The sequence below is a fragment of the Fructilactobacillus sp. YLN 2507 genome (assembly GCF_059614085.1).
The window spans coordinates 575,132-590,968 of sequence record NZ_CM184303.1 but is presented as its reverse complement, the minus strand read 5'-3'; the positions used below and the strand labels follow the sequence as shown (position 1 = coordinate 590,968).

The 15,837-nt window shown below is 34.1% G+C and carries 16 protein-coding genes; 2 read left to right on the top strand and 14 right to left on the bottom strand.

Going from position 1 to position 15,837, the window contains the following annotated elements; translation table 11 throughout:
• Window positions 1-57: 57 nt before the first annotated feature.
• The 12 genes from AC0GLY_RS03125 to AC0GLY_RS03070 all read right to left on the bottom strand — a co-directional run bounded on the left by AC0GLY_RS03125 (window position 58) and on the right by AC0GLY_RS03070 (window position 13,823).
• Entirely contained in the window at window positions 58-4,371 is a 4,314-nt protein-coding gene (locus tag AC0GLY_RS03125; RefSeq protein ID WP_496612073.1) for a PolC-type DNA polymerase III, read from the bottom strand.
• 54 nt (window positions 4,372-4,425) lie between these two features.
• A complete protein-coding gene (locus tag AC0GLY_RS03120) occupies window positions 4,426-6,132 on the bottom strand; it encodes a proline--tRNA ligase (RefSeq protein WP_496612072.1) in 1,707 nt (568 codons plus the stop codon).
• A 14-nt stretch (window positions 6,133-6,146) separates the two neighbouring features.
• The gene (gene rseP, locus AC0GLY_RS03115) at window positions 6,147-7,424 is read right to left on the bottom strand and encodes an RIP metalloprotease RseP (RefSeq protein WP_496612071.1); all 1,278 of its coding nucleotides are present in this window, start codon (window positions 7,422-7,424) and stop codon (window positions 6,147-6,149) included.
• A 19-nt stretch (window positions 7,425-7,443) separates the two neighbouring features.
• On the bottom strand, window positions 7,444-8,232 hold the full coding sequence (locus tag AC0GLY_RS03110; RefSeq protein WP_496612070.1) for a phosphatidate cytidylyltransferase: 789 nt from the start codon (window positions 8,230-8,232) through the stop codon (window positions 7,444-7,446).
• A gap of 12 nt (window positions 8,233-8,244) precedes the next feature.
• On the bottom strand, window positions 8,245-8,976 hold the full coding sequence (gene uppS / locus AC0GLY_RS03105) for an undecaprenyl pyrophosphate synthase (RefSeq protein ID WP_496612069.1): 732 nt from the start codon (window positions 8,974-8,976) through the stop codon (window positions 8,245-8,247).
• A 49-nt stretch (window positions 8,977-9,025) separates the two neighbouring features.
• Window positions 9,026-9,439, bottom strand: a complete 414-nt coding sequence (locus AC0GLY_RS03100; protein WP_496612068.1) for a hypothetical protein — start codon at window positions 9,437-9,439, stop codon at window positions 9,026-9,028.
• A gap of 12 nt (window positions 9,440-9,451) precedes the next feature.
• On the bottom strand, window positions 9,452-10,015 hold the full coding sequence (gene frr, locus AC0GLY_RS03095; protein ID WP_496612067.1) for a ribosome recycling factor: 564 nt from the start codon (window positions 10,013-10,015) through the stop codon (window positions 9,452-9,454).
• A gap of 2 nt (window positions 10,016-10,017) precedes the next feature.
• Window positions 10,018-10,740 carry a UMP kinase gene (gene pyrH / locus AC0GLY_RS03090; RefSeq protein ID WP_496612066.1) on the bottom strand — a complete coding sequence of 241 codons (723 nt, stop codon included), beginning with the start codon at window positions 10,738-10,740 and terminating at the stop codon, window positions 10,018-10,020.
• A 221-nt stretch (window positions 10,741-10,961) separates the two neighbouring features.
• The gene (tsf, locus tag AC0GLY_RS03085) at window positions 10,962-11,819 is read right to left on the bottom strand and encodes a translation elongation factor Ts (protein WP_496612239.1); all 858 of its coding nucleotides are present in this window, start codon (window positions 11,817-11,819) and stop codon (window positions 10,962-10,964) included.
• Between the two features lie 83 nt (window positions 11,820-11,902).
• Entirely contained in the window at window positions 11,903-12,643 is a 741-nt protein-coding gene (rpsB, locus tag AC0GLY_RS03080; RefSeq protein ID WP_496612065.1) for a 30S ribosomal protein S2, read from the bottom strand.
• 153 nt (window positions 12,644-12,796) lie between these two features.
• The gene (locus AC0GLY_RS03075) at window positions 12,797-13,078 is read right to left on the bottom strand and encodes a GIY-YIG nuclease family protein (RefSeq protein ID WP_496612064.1); all 282 of its coding nucleotides are present in this window, start codon (window positions 13,076-13,078) and stop codon (window positions 12,797-12,799) included.
• The gene (locus tag AC0GLY_RS03070) at window positions 13,068-13,823 is read right to left on the bottom strand and encodes a tRNA1(Val) (adenine(37)-N6)-methyltransferase (RefSeq protein WP_496612063.1); all 756 of its coding nucleotides are present in this window, start codon (window positions 13,821-13,823) and stop codon (window positions 13,068-13,070) included. The genes AC0GLY_RS03075 and AC0GLY_RS03070 overlap by 11 nt, the downstream gene beginning before the upstream one ends.
• Window positions 13,824-13,897: 74 nt before the next feature.
• Here AC0GLY_RS03070 and AC0GLY_RS03065 point away from each other — a divergent pair, with 74 nt between their 5' ends.
• Window positions 13,898-14,527 carry a lysophospholipid acyltransferase family protein gene (locus tag AC0GLY_RS03065; protein ID WP_496612062.1) on the top strand — a complete coding sequence of 210 codons (630 nt, stop codon included), beginning with the start codon at window positions 13,898-13,900 and terminating at the stop codon, window positions 14,525-14,527.
• A 13-nt stretch (window positions 14,528-14,540) separates the two neighbouring features.
• On the opposite strand, the gene AC0GLY_RS03060 is transcribed toward AC0GLY_RS03065, so the two are convergent.
• Both AC0GLY_RS03060 and AC0GLY_RS03055 read right to left on the bottom strand, forming a co-directional pair.
• On the bottom strand, window positions 14,541-14,759 hold the full coding sequence (locus AC0GLY_RS03060) for a YneF family protein (protein WP_496612061.1): 219 nt from the start codon (window positions 14,757-14,759) through the stop codon (window positions 14,541-14,543).
• Window positions 14,760-14,784: 25 nt separating this feature from the next.
• Entirely contained in the window at window positions 14,785-15,036 is a 252-nt protein-coding gene (locus tag AC0GLY_RS03055) for a DUF896 domain-containing protein (protein WP_496612060.1), read from the bottom strand.
• A 147-nt stretch (window positions 15,037-15,183) separates the two neighbouring features.
• Here AC0GLY_RS03055 and lexA point away from each other — a divergent pair, with 147 nt between their 5' ends.
• Window positions 15,184-15,819, top strand: a complete 636-nt coding sequence (gene lexA / locus AC0GLY_RS03050; protein ID WP_496612238.1) for a transcriptional repressor LexA — start codon at window positions 15,184-15,186, stop codon at window positions 15,817-15,819.
• The last annotated feature ends 18 nt before the right edge of the window (window positions 15,820-15,837 follow it).

The following is a 15,837-nucleotide window of genomic DNA, read 5'->3' as shown; positions in this document are numbered from 1 at the left end:
AGTTTTTAATTACTGTGTTTAATATAACATATTCAAGACATTACTACAATTAAAGAATTACATCATATCAAATAAGCTAAGTTGATTCTCATCAGGTAAGCCTTTAAGCACTCCATTTTTATTCATAAATTCAATAATCGTCTTAGACACCTTGCCACGTTTAGCCAAATCTTCTTTAGAAATGAAAGGCTTGTCTGCCCGAGCTGCTACAATTTGTTTAGCAACGTTCAACCCTAATCCTGGCACCGCACTGAATGGAGCAATTAATTTATTGCCATCCATTAGCCATTCTGAAGCGTCTGAACGATTGAGATCAATCATTTCAAATTCAAAGCCTCGTTCAATCATTTCGTTTGCCAGCTGTAATACCGTTAATAAATTCTTTTCTTTAGTAGAAGCTTCGTTTCCTTTATCTTCAATTGCTTTCATCGCATTTTTAACAGATTTCTTACCGTGAGCCATCGCTTCAACGTCAAAGTCATCCGCTCTAACTGAGAAATAAGCCGCATAGTATACTAATGGAAAATAAACCTTAAAGTATGCAATTCTAAGTGCCATCCAAACATATGCGGTAGCATGAGCTCTTGGAAACATATATTTAATCTTCAAACATGAATCAATATACCAGTCAGGGACATTTGCATCGCGCATTGTCTGCTGCCATTCGTCCTTAATTCCTTTACCCTTACGAACTTTTTCCATAATTTGAAAAGAAGTTTCTGAATCAACTCCATAATTAATCAAATCAGTCATAATATTGTCACGACACCCAATAACATTCGAAATCGTAGCAGTTCCATCTTTAATTAATTCATCAGCATTTCCTAACCAAACATCGGTTCCATGCGATAATCCAGAAATTTGTAATAAATCGGAAAAGTTTTGTGGATGCGTTTGCTCCAACATTCCACGCACAAAATGGGTTCCAAATTCAGGGATTCCTAAAGTTCCAGTTTTAGACTGAATCTGCTCTTCAGTTACTCCTAAAATTTTTGGACTACTAAAAATAGACATCACTCCAGCGTCATTCATCGGAATTGTATAAGGATCAATTCCAGATAAATCTTGGAGCATTCGAATCATCGTCGGATCATCATGACCCAAAATATCCATTTTCAAAATATTATCATGAATGGAATGGAAATCAAAATGAGTCGTTTGCCAAGCAGATGATTGATCCTCAGCGGGGTATTGAATGGGCGTAAAATCATAAATATCCATATAGTCAGGTACAATAATAATTCCAGCTGGATGTTGTCCTGTTGTTCGTTTAACTCCAGTTGCTCCTTTAGCTAGTCGATCAATTTCAGCTCCCCGAAAATGTTTACCAGTATCCCTTTCATAAGCTTTTACATAACCATAAGCTGTTTTATCTGCAACTGTCCCGATTGTTCCAGCTCGATATACATTTTTTTCCCCAAATAAAACCTTTGTATAATTATGGGCAATTGCCTGGTAATCACCAGAGAAATTTAAATCGATATCAGGAACTTTATTTCCTTTAAAACCTAAAAATGTTTCAAAGGGAATATTATGCCCATCACCAATAAGCGTTGCCCCACATTCTGGACAAGCCTTTTTTGGTAAATCAAATCCGGAACTATACTCACCTTTAGTGAAAAATTCTGAATAATGACATTTTGGGCAACGGTAGTGAGGAGGTAAAGGGTTAACTTCAGTTATTCCAGTCATCGTAGCAACCAAACTAGAGCCAACAGATCCACGCGAACCTACCAAATAACCATCCTTATTACTTTTTGCTACTAGTCGTTGTGAAATTAAATAAATAACAGAGAATCCATTACCAATAATTGATTTTAATTCTCGCTCAACTCGTTTTTCTACAATTTCAGGAAGTTTCTCTCCGTACAATTCGTGAGCTTTGTCATAGGTTCTTTGCTTAATTTCATTCTCAGCACCCTCCATCTTTGGAGTGTACAACTTATCCTTTAAAGGATGAATTTCTTCAATCGAGTCAGCAATTTGATTGGAATTATCAACAACAATTTTTTTAGCCTGATCTGCACCTAAAAAGTTGAAATCTTTTAACATTTCATCAGTGGTTCTAAAATGTAAATCTGGTAATTCATTTCGATTCAAAGGATTAGCCCCACCTTGAGAATTAATCAAAATTTTTCGATAAATATAATCATGTGGATCGAGATAATGAGCATCTCCCGTGGCAACCAATGGAATATCAACCTCGTTCGCAACATCATTCATATTTTTAATGATTTCTTGTAATTTCCCTCGGTCGCTAATGAGCTTGGAATCCAATAGTGGTTGATAAGCAGCTTGGGGCTGAACTTCAAGATAATCATAAAATTTTGCTTTATCTAAAGCTTCCTGTTTTCCCTTTTGCATCATTGCCGTAAAAACTTCACCACTTGAACAGGCAGATCCAATTAAAATTCCATCTCGATATTTTTCTAATTCACTTCGCGGAATTCGTGGAACACGATAAAAGTATTTAATGTGAGCCAATGAAACTAGCTTAAAGAGATTCTTTAATCCTGCTTGAGTCTTAGCCATTAAAATTGCATGAAAGGGGCGGGCATGTTTATAAGCATCATTTTCAGTCATATGATCATTTAATTGATCATGATATTGAATGTTATATTTTTCTTCAGCATCTTTTAAGAAAAGATAATTCAAATGTCCGGTTGTTTCTGCATCATAGATTGCCCGATGATGATGTTCTAACACAACGTCGAATTTTTTAGCAAGGGTATTTAATCGATAGCTTTTGTAATTTGGATATAAAAAACGTGCCAAAGTTAATGTATCGATAATTGGATTCTGCATTTTTTCCATACCATGCCGAACATATCCAGTATTCATAAAGCCAACATCAAAAGTTACATTATGTCCGACCACAATTGCATCACCACAAAAATCGCGAAACATTTTAAAAACTTCTTCTTCAGATTTAGATCCAGCAACCATATCATCCGTAATCGAGGTTAAATTAGTGGTTTGCTCCGAAAGATGGAATCCAGGATCAATAAACTGTTCGAACTCTTCAATTACATTATTTCCTTGCATCTTAACTGCAGAAAGTTCAATTACCCGATCGTAAATTGCTGATAGTCCCGTCGTTTCTGTATCAAATACTACGTATGTAGCATCTTTCAATCCTACATGTTTATCATTAAATGCGATTGGTTCACCATCGTCAACTACATTGGCTTCCATTCCGTAAAGCATTTTAATATCATTATTCTGTGCGGCATTAAATGCTTCTGGGAAAGCTTGCACGTTATCGTGGTCAGTAACTGCAATTGCCTTATGACCCCATTTTTTTGCTTGTTTAACAAAGTCAGTAATCGAATTTGTCGCGTCCATTTGGCTCATATTGGAATGAAGATGTAATTCAGTCCGCTTTTGATTATCGGGTGCCGTATCTTCGCGTTCTTCATGAGTTGCTGGATTAATATCATAAGCATTCATTGCAAGTTCATGAGAATAATTATCTTCTTGAATACTCCCACGTACAGTTACCCAGCTACCTTCTTCAAGGTTAGCAAACTTGGCTCCTTCATCATCGTCTTTTGAGAATTTTTTGATGGTAATTGAAGAAGTATAGTCAGTAATTTTCAAGATCATTAATGATCGCCCTGAACGTAGTGCCCGAATTTCCTTACTAAAGACATATCCGTTTATCACCAAGGAACGCTCTTCCTCAGTAATATTTTCTAAAGGAGTAATTTCCACATTATCAGCAATCTTGCGTCCAATCATAACATTTCCTGAACTAGCCGGAGCCTTTTGAGCATTAGCTTTTGCAGCAGCAGTTTGAGCTCGTTTCGCTAGTTTTTCATCACGTTCTCGCTTAGCTTCTTTTAACGCTTTAATTCGTTCTTGTGAGTCAGTTTCATCCACCATTGTATTAATGGTAAATTTAGGAAATCCCGCTTTTTGATAGGCATTTAAAATTGGATCAATTGCCTTATTGTTCATAAAATCTCTTACTAATTCATTAACGGCATAAAAGTTAACCCGTCCATCATCTAGTTCGGGAACATTATTATCACAAAGCTCATGTAACAAACTTGAACGAATGCCGGAATTATTAACGGCCCATTGCCAATAATCACCAATTTCACGATTAGTTAATTCTGTTTGCTGTGTTTGAATATAAAAATCAACTTTTGCAATGTCCCTAAAAGCTGCTTGCAAACTTGTTATAAAATTAATAAAAGCTTGATATGAAAGTACCTTAGGAATAAAAAAATGAAAATCCCATTTTTTTGACTTTTGATGGACTCGAACTTGCTCAATTTCTGCATTTTCAAATTCAGAACGGTATTCATCATTAATTTTAATTTGATCTAATAATTTATTAAATTTTTCTTTATTATTTAAAGGCATTTTTTCCTCCTCCCTAAACGAACAAAAAGACCAGTTAAAGTCTGGTCTTAAGGTTTAAATTTCTTTTGATAAAATTTCAATGGTATTTTCAAGATCATCAACTTTAGCTTCCACTGTTTCACCAGTTTTACGAATTTTAACTTCTACAATACCTTCGTCAGCTTTTTTACCAATTGTAATTCGAATTGGAATTCCAATTAAATCAGAATCGGCAAACTTAACTCCCGCACGTTCTTTTCGATCATCCATTAGAACTTCTAACCCAGTAGATTGAAGATTATCATAAATTTGATTAGCAAGTTCTACTTGCTCTACTTTTTTCATATTAGTAGGAATTAAGTGCACATCAAATGGAGCAATTGATTTTGGCCAAACAAGTCCACTTTCATCAGCCTGTTGTTCTGAAATTGCTGAAAGTAAACGACTTACCCCAATTCCATAGCTACCCATAATAATTGGTTTTTGTCGACCATTTTCATCAAGAATGTTAGCCCCTAAGATATCGGTATAACGAGTACCTAGTTTAAAAATGTGCCCAATTTCAATTCCCTTAGTGAATTTCAAAACCCCACTACCATCAGGGGAAATGTCACCCTCATTAATCATTCGAAAGTCTCCATACGTCAAATCAGGAAGATCACGCTCTGGATTTACATTTTGATAATGCTTATCAGTCTGATTAGCTCCAGCAACTCCATTCACAATACTTTGAACATATTCATCTGCTAAAACTGGAATTTCATCTCCAACTGCAAAAGGACCAACGGAACCAGGCTTAACTCCTAGATACTCAGAAACCTGATCAGATGTTGCTAAATCTGCTTCATCAGCATGAAAATGGTTTTTTACTTTTGCAGGATTAACTTCTTGATCTCCACGGACTAAGATTAATACTGGGCTACCATCCACAATATATAATAGGCTCTTAATAATTTGATTCTTATCAATTTCAAAATACTTAGCAACCTGATTGATGTTTTTTATATCAGGTGTATCAACTAATTCTAATTCACCCATTTCGACATGAGACTTTTTATTAACAAACATATCAGTAGCCATTTCTAAGTTTGCTGCATAATCACTATCGTCTGAATAAACAATCGTATCTTCGCCAACCGCAGCGGGAGCTGAAAATTCCATAGAATCAGAACCACCCATGCTTCCACTATCACCAATGATTCCAAGATAATTTAAACCAATTCGATCAAATATTTTTCTAAAGGCATCATTCATTTCTTTATAAGTAGTGTCTAACTCTTCATCATTTGAAGCAAATGAATAAGCATCTAACATTCTAAATTCACGACTACGTAAGAGACCATAGCGAGGCCGATCTTCATCCCTGAATTTATCCTGAATTTGATATAAATTTAAAGGAAGTTTTTTGTATGAACTAACCGTCCCCTTTATCAATTCAGTCATTGTTTCTTCATGAGTTGGACCCAAAATAAAATCCGTATCATGACGATTTTTAAATTTAAATAATTCTGGACCATAGGCTTCATATCTTTCTGAATCTTTCCAGAATTGGGCTGGAATAATTTCAGGAAGAAACATTTCATTTGCTCCAGTTTTATTCATTTCTTGTTTAATAATCTGTTCAATTTTTTCTAAAACCCGATATGCCATTGGAAGATAAGCATATGCCCCTGCTGAAATTTGACGAATATATCCGGCCCTAATTAACATCTTATGACTAATAGCCTCAGCACCAGTTGGATCTTGTTTTTGCGTAGGAATTAACATTTTTGATTGCTTCATTTTTTACTCCTATCTTATCGGATGAAATAACGCATAATATCATTCCAAGTAACTAGAATCATTAAGCCCGCTAAAAAAACGAACCCAATCATAGTAATAATCATTTCTGTTTTTTCAGAAAGTGATTTTCTTCTAATTAATTGAATCAAATTTAATAATATTTTACCACCATCTAAAGCTGGAATTGGAATTAAATTTACCACGGCTAAATTAATTGATAACCATCCTAAAAATTGAACTACTCCAACTAAGCCCAACGAAGTTGCTTCAGAAGTATTAGCATAAATAGCTACAGGTCCACCCAAACTATTTAAAGTGAAGTGTCCCGAAACCATTTTCCACAGTGCCCCAAATAAGCTCTTCGTCATTGACAAAGTAGTAGTAAATCCTGATTTTACTTTAGCACCAAAACTAGTATTTAAGGTTTGTTTAATCCCAATTACACCAATTTTTTGCTTATTCATTTGTTTTGCATCAGTTACAAGTTTAATGTGTTGAACCCTATGTTTAGATTGAACTGTTAAATTAACCTTTTTATTAGGTCGCTTTTCAATTTGAGTAGCGATTGCTTGAAAGTCTTTAGTTTTAACACCATTCACTGCTAAAATTCGATAACCGTCTTTGATTCCTGCAGTTTTAGCGACATGTGGACTACTATCAGATACACGTACCTGATTAGAATTAGTCCCTACTCCTCCTTGAAGGAAAGCTAATAGCATAAAGGCTACAATTGCTAATAAAATATTATTAAAAATCCCAGCGAAGTTGACCAATAACTTTTTCCAAGCTGGAGCATTTTGAAATTGGACATCTGCCGGAGCAATCTGAACTTCAATTCCATCTTTTTGAGTAATTAAAGCATCATGATCAACTGATAAACGTTTTTGTTCATCTTCATCCCCATTTTCATAACCTTCAATCCAAAGTCCGTTAACTAAATCAGCATCAGAAACTTGAAATGGAATACCTTTAAATAACTTGTTTTTCTTACTTAAATCAATTTTAGTAACTACTCCATCATCATTTAATTGAAGTTTGACAATTGAACCAGGCTTAATTTCGTCTTCGTCATCATCTGCACTACCTGCTAATCTAACGTATCCACCTAAAGGCAGAAGACGAATTGTATAAGTAGTATGATTATGCCGATAAAAAAATAATTTAGGTCCCATTCCAATTGAAAACTCGCGAACCATAATCCCACATTTTTTGGCAACAATAAAATGTCCAAATTCATGAACGAAAACTAAAATTCCAAAAACAATTATAAAAATAATAATAGTTGTTAACAAATCATCACAAACCTTTCGTTTAAACGATTCCTAATAAATGTAGCAAGGGTAATACGAACAAAAGACTATCAAAACGATCTAAAATCCCACCATGTCCAGGTAAGATTTTCCCAGAATCCTTTACTTCATAAAAGCGTTTCAAAGCAGATTCAACTAAATCACCAAATTGTCCAAAAATTGAAAGAATAATTGTAAAGCCAATCATTGCAATTAAACTAATTCCTGAAATTGGAAAGAAAGCTAAGTATATCGTACAAACAATGGTAGCAATGATTGTTCCCCCAACTGAGCCTTCCCAAGTTTTATTAGGTGAAATATGTTTAGCTAATTTATGCTTACCAAAATATTTACCAACAAAGTAAGCGCCAGAATCAGTACACCATACAATCAACAAAGCATATAGTAAAGTAGTTAGACTGTCTTGTCTGGCAACAATAAAGTAGTGAAATCCAAAGCCAATATACATCATCCCAAGTGTATATACGCCAGCATCATCAAAATTAAATTTATTTTTCGAAAATACGGTTGCTAATAATAATAACATCACTAAGACATAAAAGATGAAAGCTGGACTCAAATAACCTGGTAAAAAATTGGAAAAATTAGTTGGTACAATTAGGCATGCTACCCCAATATAAGAAATTAATGCTTCCCAAGAAATAATCATTTTCTTTTTCATAATAAAAATTTCTGACATTGCAATGATACCTAATAAAATTGCCGCAAAATCAATTACATATCCGCCAGCTATAATTACTGGGATAAATATTAGTAATGCAATAAATGCAGTCATAATCCTTTGTTTCATAAAAATTCACTCCTATTTATTAATTAATCCTCCAAACCGACGATGTCGATTTTGAAAATCAATAATTGTTTGTTTAAAATCCTTAGCATGATAATCTGGCCACAATTTATTTACAAAAATTAATTCGCTATAAGCAATTTGCCAAAGTAAAAAATTTGAAATTCGTTCTTCACCACTTGTTCTGATTAACAAATCAGGGTCTTTTAATCCTGCAGTTTCTAAATTATCAGCAAATAAACTTTCATCAATCTCACTAATTTCAAGATTACCACTTTTTACAGATTCAGCAATTTTTTGAGTAGCCTTTATAATTTCTAAACGACTCCCATAATTAAGAGCAAAGTTTAGAATCATTCCTTTACAATCCTTAGTTTCTTCAATTGCATTAGCAACAGCAGTTTGCGTTTTTTTAGGTAGTCGGGAGATATCTCCGATTGTCTTAACCTGTACATTATTCTTCACTAAATTCGGAATAAACTTATTAAAAAAAGTAGAAGGCAAACTCATAATGTAACTCACTTCTCCTGCTGGTCGTTTCCAATTTTCAGTAGAAAAAGCGTATAAAGTTAATACTTTAACTCCAAGATTACTGGCTTCAGTCGTAATTTCTTCAACAACATTCATTCCACGCTTATGCCCTGCAATTCTAGGAAGATGACGTTGCTTGGCCCATCTTCCATTTCCATCCATAATAATAGCGACACTTTCGGGAATTCTATTCATGTCAATTGTTTCTTCAGACATCTTTTCACCTCATTGCTTAAATTAAATAAAGGATGAGCGAACTCATCCTTTATTTGATCATTTTCCACTCGCCTTTTCCTTTTTCAAAAAGTTCAGAAAAATAATCTAATATTTGATTGGCAACAATTGGACATTCAGACCCAAGAAGATTCAATCCCTCACCAGTAGGTATTGGCTCAGACAAATCAGTAACATCAATTTGATTCTCAATGGTCGCCTTTGAAAAAGCAATAATCCAATCATTAGCAATTAACTGAGAAATCAAAAAAAATAAATTTAAATCATCACTCATTAAGGCAGGCATTACATATACACCGTCTTGAACTTCATCAAAATGTTCACCATTAAATTCTAAACTTTTAATTTCTAAATCATTAACTGGTTGTAATAATTTAAAAATCATTTTATCAAATTCAGTTGTTCCAGGGGTTACTTCAAATCTGACATTTTCGGATTCAGGCATAATCACACTTCCCTAGTCATTCATTACTGATGCTTGTTTATCTTTAACGATTTGATCAATTCCTTTAATTGCTTCATTGGTAAGCTTTTGAATTTGATCTTCTAAATCATGTGCTTCATCATCATTAATTTCATCACTTTTTGAATTGCGTTTAACCACGTCCATACTATCACGACGAACATTTCTCACTGCAACTTTACTTTGCTCACCAGCTGCCTTAACTTTCTTTGCTAATTCCATCCGGCGTTCCTCAGTAAGTTGTGGAATTTCAATCCGAACCACATCTCCGTCATTCATCGGATTAAGCCCTAAATCAGCTTCTAAAATTCCACGTTCAATTTCCTTTAAAGCAGTCTTATCGTAAGGAGTAATCATCATAATCCGGGGTTCTGGAATCGAAATTGAAGCAACTTGAACCAATGGAGTTGGTGCTCCATAATATTCTACCATTACAGGTTTAAGAATACTTGCATTTGCACGCCCTGCCCGCATTTGACCTAAGTCAGATTCAAGTACTGATTGTGCTTTTTCCATTTTATGTTTTGTATCATTAATTAATTCATTTGTATTAGCCATCTTTATTTTCCTTCCACAATAGTTCCAATATTTTCACCTTGAACAACCCGTTTAATATTTCCAGGTTTGTTTAAGTTGAAGACCACTAACGGAATATCGTTATCCATGGATAATGAACTTGCAGTTGAGTCCATCACATTAAGTCCTTTTTCCAGAATTTGTTTTTGGGTTAATTTGTCATATTTAATTGCATTTTTATCTTTGTTTGGATCAGCAGAATAAATTCCATCTGTTCCATTTTTTGCCATTAAAATTGCATCAGCATCAATTTCCGCCGCACGCAAAACAGCAGCGGTATCAGTTGAAAAGTATGGATTACCAGTTCCACCAGAAAAAATTACGATGCGACCCTTTTCAAGGTGGCGAACCGCTTTTCTTCTAATATATGGCTCAGCAATTTGTTTCATTTCAATTGAAGTTTGTAAACGGGTAGGTACCCCAGATGTTTCCAAATTATCTTGAAGGGCTAGTCCGTTCATAACAGTTGAAAGCATTCCAATATAATCAGCTTGTGAACGTTCCATTCCCATTTCGGCGCCCGCTTCACCACGCCACATATTACCGCCACCTACTACAATTGCAATTTGAATTCCTTGGTTGTAAACATCTTTAATTTCTTCAGCAATCTTTTTAATAACAGGTGGGTTAATGCCAAAACCTTTTTCGCCTGCCAATGCTTCTCCACTTAACTTTAAAACAATCCGTTTATATTTTAATTCAGACATTTAACTTCCTCCAGAAAATTCTTTGTTTATAACCTTTATTTTAGCATAAAAGCCTTAATTACGGTAGGTTTGTCCTATGGCCCATTGAATAAGTCTTAATGACAAATTCAAATAGATAAAAAAAGCGATCGAACTCATTCAGAATTCAATCGCTTTTAGTAAACCTCATTTATTCAAATCATCATTTCCATTTGATAAAGAGCTTTTCAAAGCTACCAGAACTAGTCTGTAGCTTCTGTAGCTTCTTCGATACCTTCACCAACTTGATATCTGACAAAGGCTTCAACTTTTCCACCTTTAGATGCAACATATTGACCTACAGTTTGGTCAGGATCTTTAACAAATGGTTGGTCAACTAAACAAATTTCAGCAAGGAATTTGTGTACACGACCAGCAACCATCTTTTCAACGATATTAGCTGGCTTACCTTCAGCAAGAGCTTCTTTAGTAAGCATGTCTTTTTCATGTTGTAAACGTTCAGCTGAAATATCATCTTTTGATAAGAATTCAGGGTTAGTAGCAGCAATGTGCATTGCAACATCTTTAGCAACGTCCTTGTCTGCACCAGAAATCTTAACTAAAACGCCAATTTCACCGCCATTATGCAAGTAGGCACCAAAATTTTCATCATCGTTTTTATTCATTACTGCAAAGCGACGAAGAGAAACCTTTTCACCTGTAATTTGGCTAGTGTGGATAATAGTGTCTTCAACAGAACCATCTTCACCTAAGTGTAATTTAAGGGCAGCTTCAACATCATTTGGTTGTTCAAGAGCAATTAAATCACCAACTTCATCAACTAAGTTTTTGAAGTCATCATTAGCGGCAACGAAATCTGTTTCTGAATTAATTTCAATAATGGCAGCTTTGTTATCATGAACCGAAACTTTAGTTAATCCATTGGCAGCAGTGTTACCACTCTTCTTTTGAGCTTTAGCAACCCCTTTTTCTCTAAGGATTTCCATTGCTTTCTTTTCATCACCATCAGCTTCAACCAAAGCTTTTTTAGCATCCATCATTCCAGCGCTGGTCTTTTCACGTAAATCTTTAACTTGTTGTGCAGTAATTTTAGCCATAATCTAGGAACTCCCTTTATTTTTTTATTTAAAAAGCTGACTCTACTAGGCCGAATAGGTCTAAATAGCGTCAGCCTGACAATTAATTATTTATCTTCTGTTTCAGTTGTTTCTTCCACGAAAGTTTCTTCGTTAACGTCATCTTCCCCTTGGCGACCTTCAATAACTGCATCAGCCATAGTTGAAGTGATTAGTCTAATAGCACGAATTGCATCATCATTTGATGGAATAACATAATCAATACCATCTGGATCAGTATTAGTATCAACCATTGCAATAACTGGAATGTTTAATTTTTGAGCTTCTTTAAGAGCAATTTCCTCTTTATGAGGGTCAACAATAAACATTACATTAGGAATCTTAGGCATATCTTCAATACCGCCTAAGAATCTTTCAAGTTTAGCAGTTTGCTTAGTTAATAAAGCAACTTCTTTTTTAGGTAATCGATCGAAAGTACCATCAGTAGCCATCTTTTTAAGATCTTTTAAATACTTAATCCGTTTTTGAATGGTATTCCAGTTAGTAAGTGTTCCACCTAACCAACGATGGTTAACGTAGAATTGACCAGCACGTTTTGCTTCTTCTTCAATGGCATCTTGTGCTTGTTTCTTAGTTCCTACAAAAAGAACTACAGCATCGTCTGCAGCTTCACTCTTCATAAAGTTGTAAGCAGAACCTAATAACTTAACAGTTTTTTGTAAGTCAATAATGTAAATACCATTACGTTCAGTAAAAATGTATTTAGCCATTTTAGGATTCCAACGACGAGTTTGGTGACCAAAATGTACACCAGCTTCTAATAATTGTTTCATTGATACAACAGCCATAATAAGCCTCCAAAATTTAGTTTTTCCTCTCTGGAATTATGCATGGAACTCAAAGAGCACTACTATGCAAAACCATCCAGATGCGTATTGGTAAATTAACACCGATATTAATTATACAAAATATTTAACTTAATTTCAAATATAATTTCAAAATTAATTAATCCAAAGAATTGGGTCAACTCCATGATTAATTAAATATTGTTCTTTTGCAAAACGCGTTTGATGTTTAAATGCGTATTCGGCCTTTAATGCATCACTTTTGTTATCAAAATCTTCATAATATAATAGTCGAACTGGAGCATGACTTTTTGTATACTTAGCTCCCTTTCCACTTTGATGCTGATACAGACGATGTTCAACATTATCAGTAAATCCACCATAAAATGATCCATCACCACAAACTAAAACATATAGATAATATTTTTTACTTGCCATAAAGTAACTCACTAACTAAATCATTATAAGTATTGTCGTCATTATAAACAACGACTGGGGGATCAATTTTCAATCCACTTAATTTTCCATCCTTAATTGCAGAAATCAAAATCATATTAGCATCACGTCCAGACTTTGGATAAACGAATTGAATTTCTTTAGGTGCCAAACGGTGCTTTTGCATCTCATTCAAAATATCTAGTAAACGTTCAGGGCGATGAACTAGATAAAGTCTACCATTATTTTTCAAAAGTTCACTAGCAGTCTTTATTACCATTGCCAAATTTGTTTTGATTTCATGTCGAGCAATTGCTAAATATGGATTAGGATTCTTTCGACTTTGCTTTTCATTCGCAAAATAAGGTGGATTAACCGTTACCGTATCAAACGATTCTTTTTTTAAATGTGCTAAGCTGTCCTTTAAGTCAAAATTAAAAACTGAAATTTGATCATCTAAATTATTTAAAGCGACACTTCTAGCTGCCATGTCACTCAATCTTGATTGAATTTCAATTTCAATAATTTTACCCTTGGTTTTCTTACTAATAAATAATCCTACTGCTCCATTTCCAGCACAAAGATCTACAATTCTAGTTTTTTGTCCTTGCTTAACTTTTGCAAAGTTAGCCAACATCACTGCATCTAATGAAAAAGAAAAAACTTCGGCATTTTGAATAATTTTAATATCATTACTATATAATTGATCAATCCGCTCACCAGCTTTTAATTCAATTGGTTGATTCATCGTTTTTCACCCTTTTACATTTCGTTATAATGCTATAATATCAATTGTACAACTCAAAAAGGAGGATGAGAAGATTGTTTTATTCATTTATCTTTTCATTAGCTAAAGGACTTATTCGTCTTGCCAATGGAAAAATTGATGTGATGAATCGAGATCGTATTCCAAAGGGAAATTACATTCTCGTTGCACCACATCGTACGTGGTTTGATATGATTTATTTTGCAGTAGTCTTATTGCCTAAGCAATTATATTTCATTGCTAAAAAAGAATTATTTAAAAACCCAATTATGGGGTGGTTTCTTACTAAATTAAATGTTGAACCAGTTGATCGTAACAATCCTGGAATATCAGTAATTAAGCGCCCAATCAAGATCCTTCGTAAAACTAATTTATCAGTAGTAATTTTTCCTTCTGGAACGCGACATTCTACTAAACTAAAAGGCGGCGCTGCCATGATTGCTAAAATGTCCGGTGTTCCAATTTTACCCGTTGTTTATCAAGGTCCATTGACTTTAAAAGAATTATTCAGTCGCCACAAAGCCCATATTAATTTTGGTAATCCAATTTTCGTAGATAAAAATCTCAAACTAAATAATCAAAATCAGGCCTTAGTTGAAAAACAAATGAGTGATGCTTTTAAAACTTTAGACGCAGAAATCAATCCAAATTACGTATATATTGATGAATCAAAAAAACGTCACTAATTAGTGACGTTTTTTATTTTGCATTTCGTTTCATTGAATTCATCATTTGGTTCAATTTCTTCTTAGAAGGCTTTTGACCCATTTGAAGCATCATTCCCTTTAATTGCTCTTCGTTAATTGGGGGATTCTCTTTTAAATATTTTTCCATGTATTTACGAGCACCAAAAAAGCCAAGTGCTAGCCCAGCAGCAAGTGCGACTAAGATTAATCCGATCCACATCCAAGTTGCCATAAGTTAATTCTCCTTTGTTATTATTTTAATCATCTCTAAGATCTTTTTTACGCTGAACTTCTTTGACTTCATCTGGCGTAACTTCTTTTCCATCTTTATCGTAAACTTGAGTCATTTCAATTTGACTTCTAAAGTTGGATTTAAAACGCTTTAGATATTGTTTACGTAAACGATTTTGTTCTTCTTTTTCTTCATCAGACAAGTCTTGCAATTTAGCTTTTTTTGCTAATTCGTTAATCCTTGGGATGATTTTTTTAAGTTCTGGATCTTCAGCCATGTCAACAACTCCTTAGATTTAATTATCTCTATAATAGCATGAAATTTTACAGAAACAAAGTTTTCAGATGCGAACTAGTGTTTGCAAACCACATAAAATATGTTAATCTTAACATACTATGTAATAATCATTTTTAGAGGTGTAATGATGTCAATAAATGCAAATACAAAACAAAAGGATATTCTACGTTTTATTTATAATAATGTCCGAGAACATGGTTATCCCCCCACTGTAAGAGAAATTGGAAAAGAGGTTGGACTTTCATCAACTTCAACAGTCCATGGACATTTATCTCGTTTAGAAAAAAAGGGGTATATAAGTAAAGACCCCACTAAACCACGTGCCTTGGAAGTTACCTCTGATGGAATCGAATTTTTAGGCCTAACTCCTGAAATTCATAGCAAGGAAATTCCACTGTTAGGAGTTGTTGCAGCTGGTGAACCAATTTTAGCCGTCCAAGAAGCCACCGATTATTTCCCAGTACCCGAAAACTTAGCTCAAAATGCTGATTCACTTTTTATGCTAACCATCAGTGGAACTAGTATGATTAAAATTGGAATTTTAGACGGAGATCAAGTCATTGTTCGCCGCCAGCAAAATGCTGAAAATGGTGAAATTGTGATTGCTATGAATGATGAAGGTGAAGCAACTTGTAAACGATTTTTTAAAGAAAGCGATCATTTTCGACTTCAGCCAGAAAATGATTCAATGGCTCCAATCATTTTAAAAAATTGTACAATTTTAGGTAAAGTTGTCGGTTTATATCGTTCTGATGTAAACTAAATAAGATTAAATAATAAT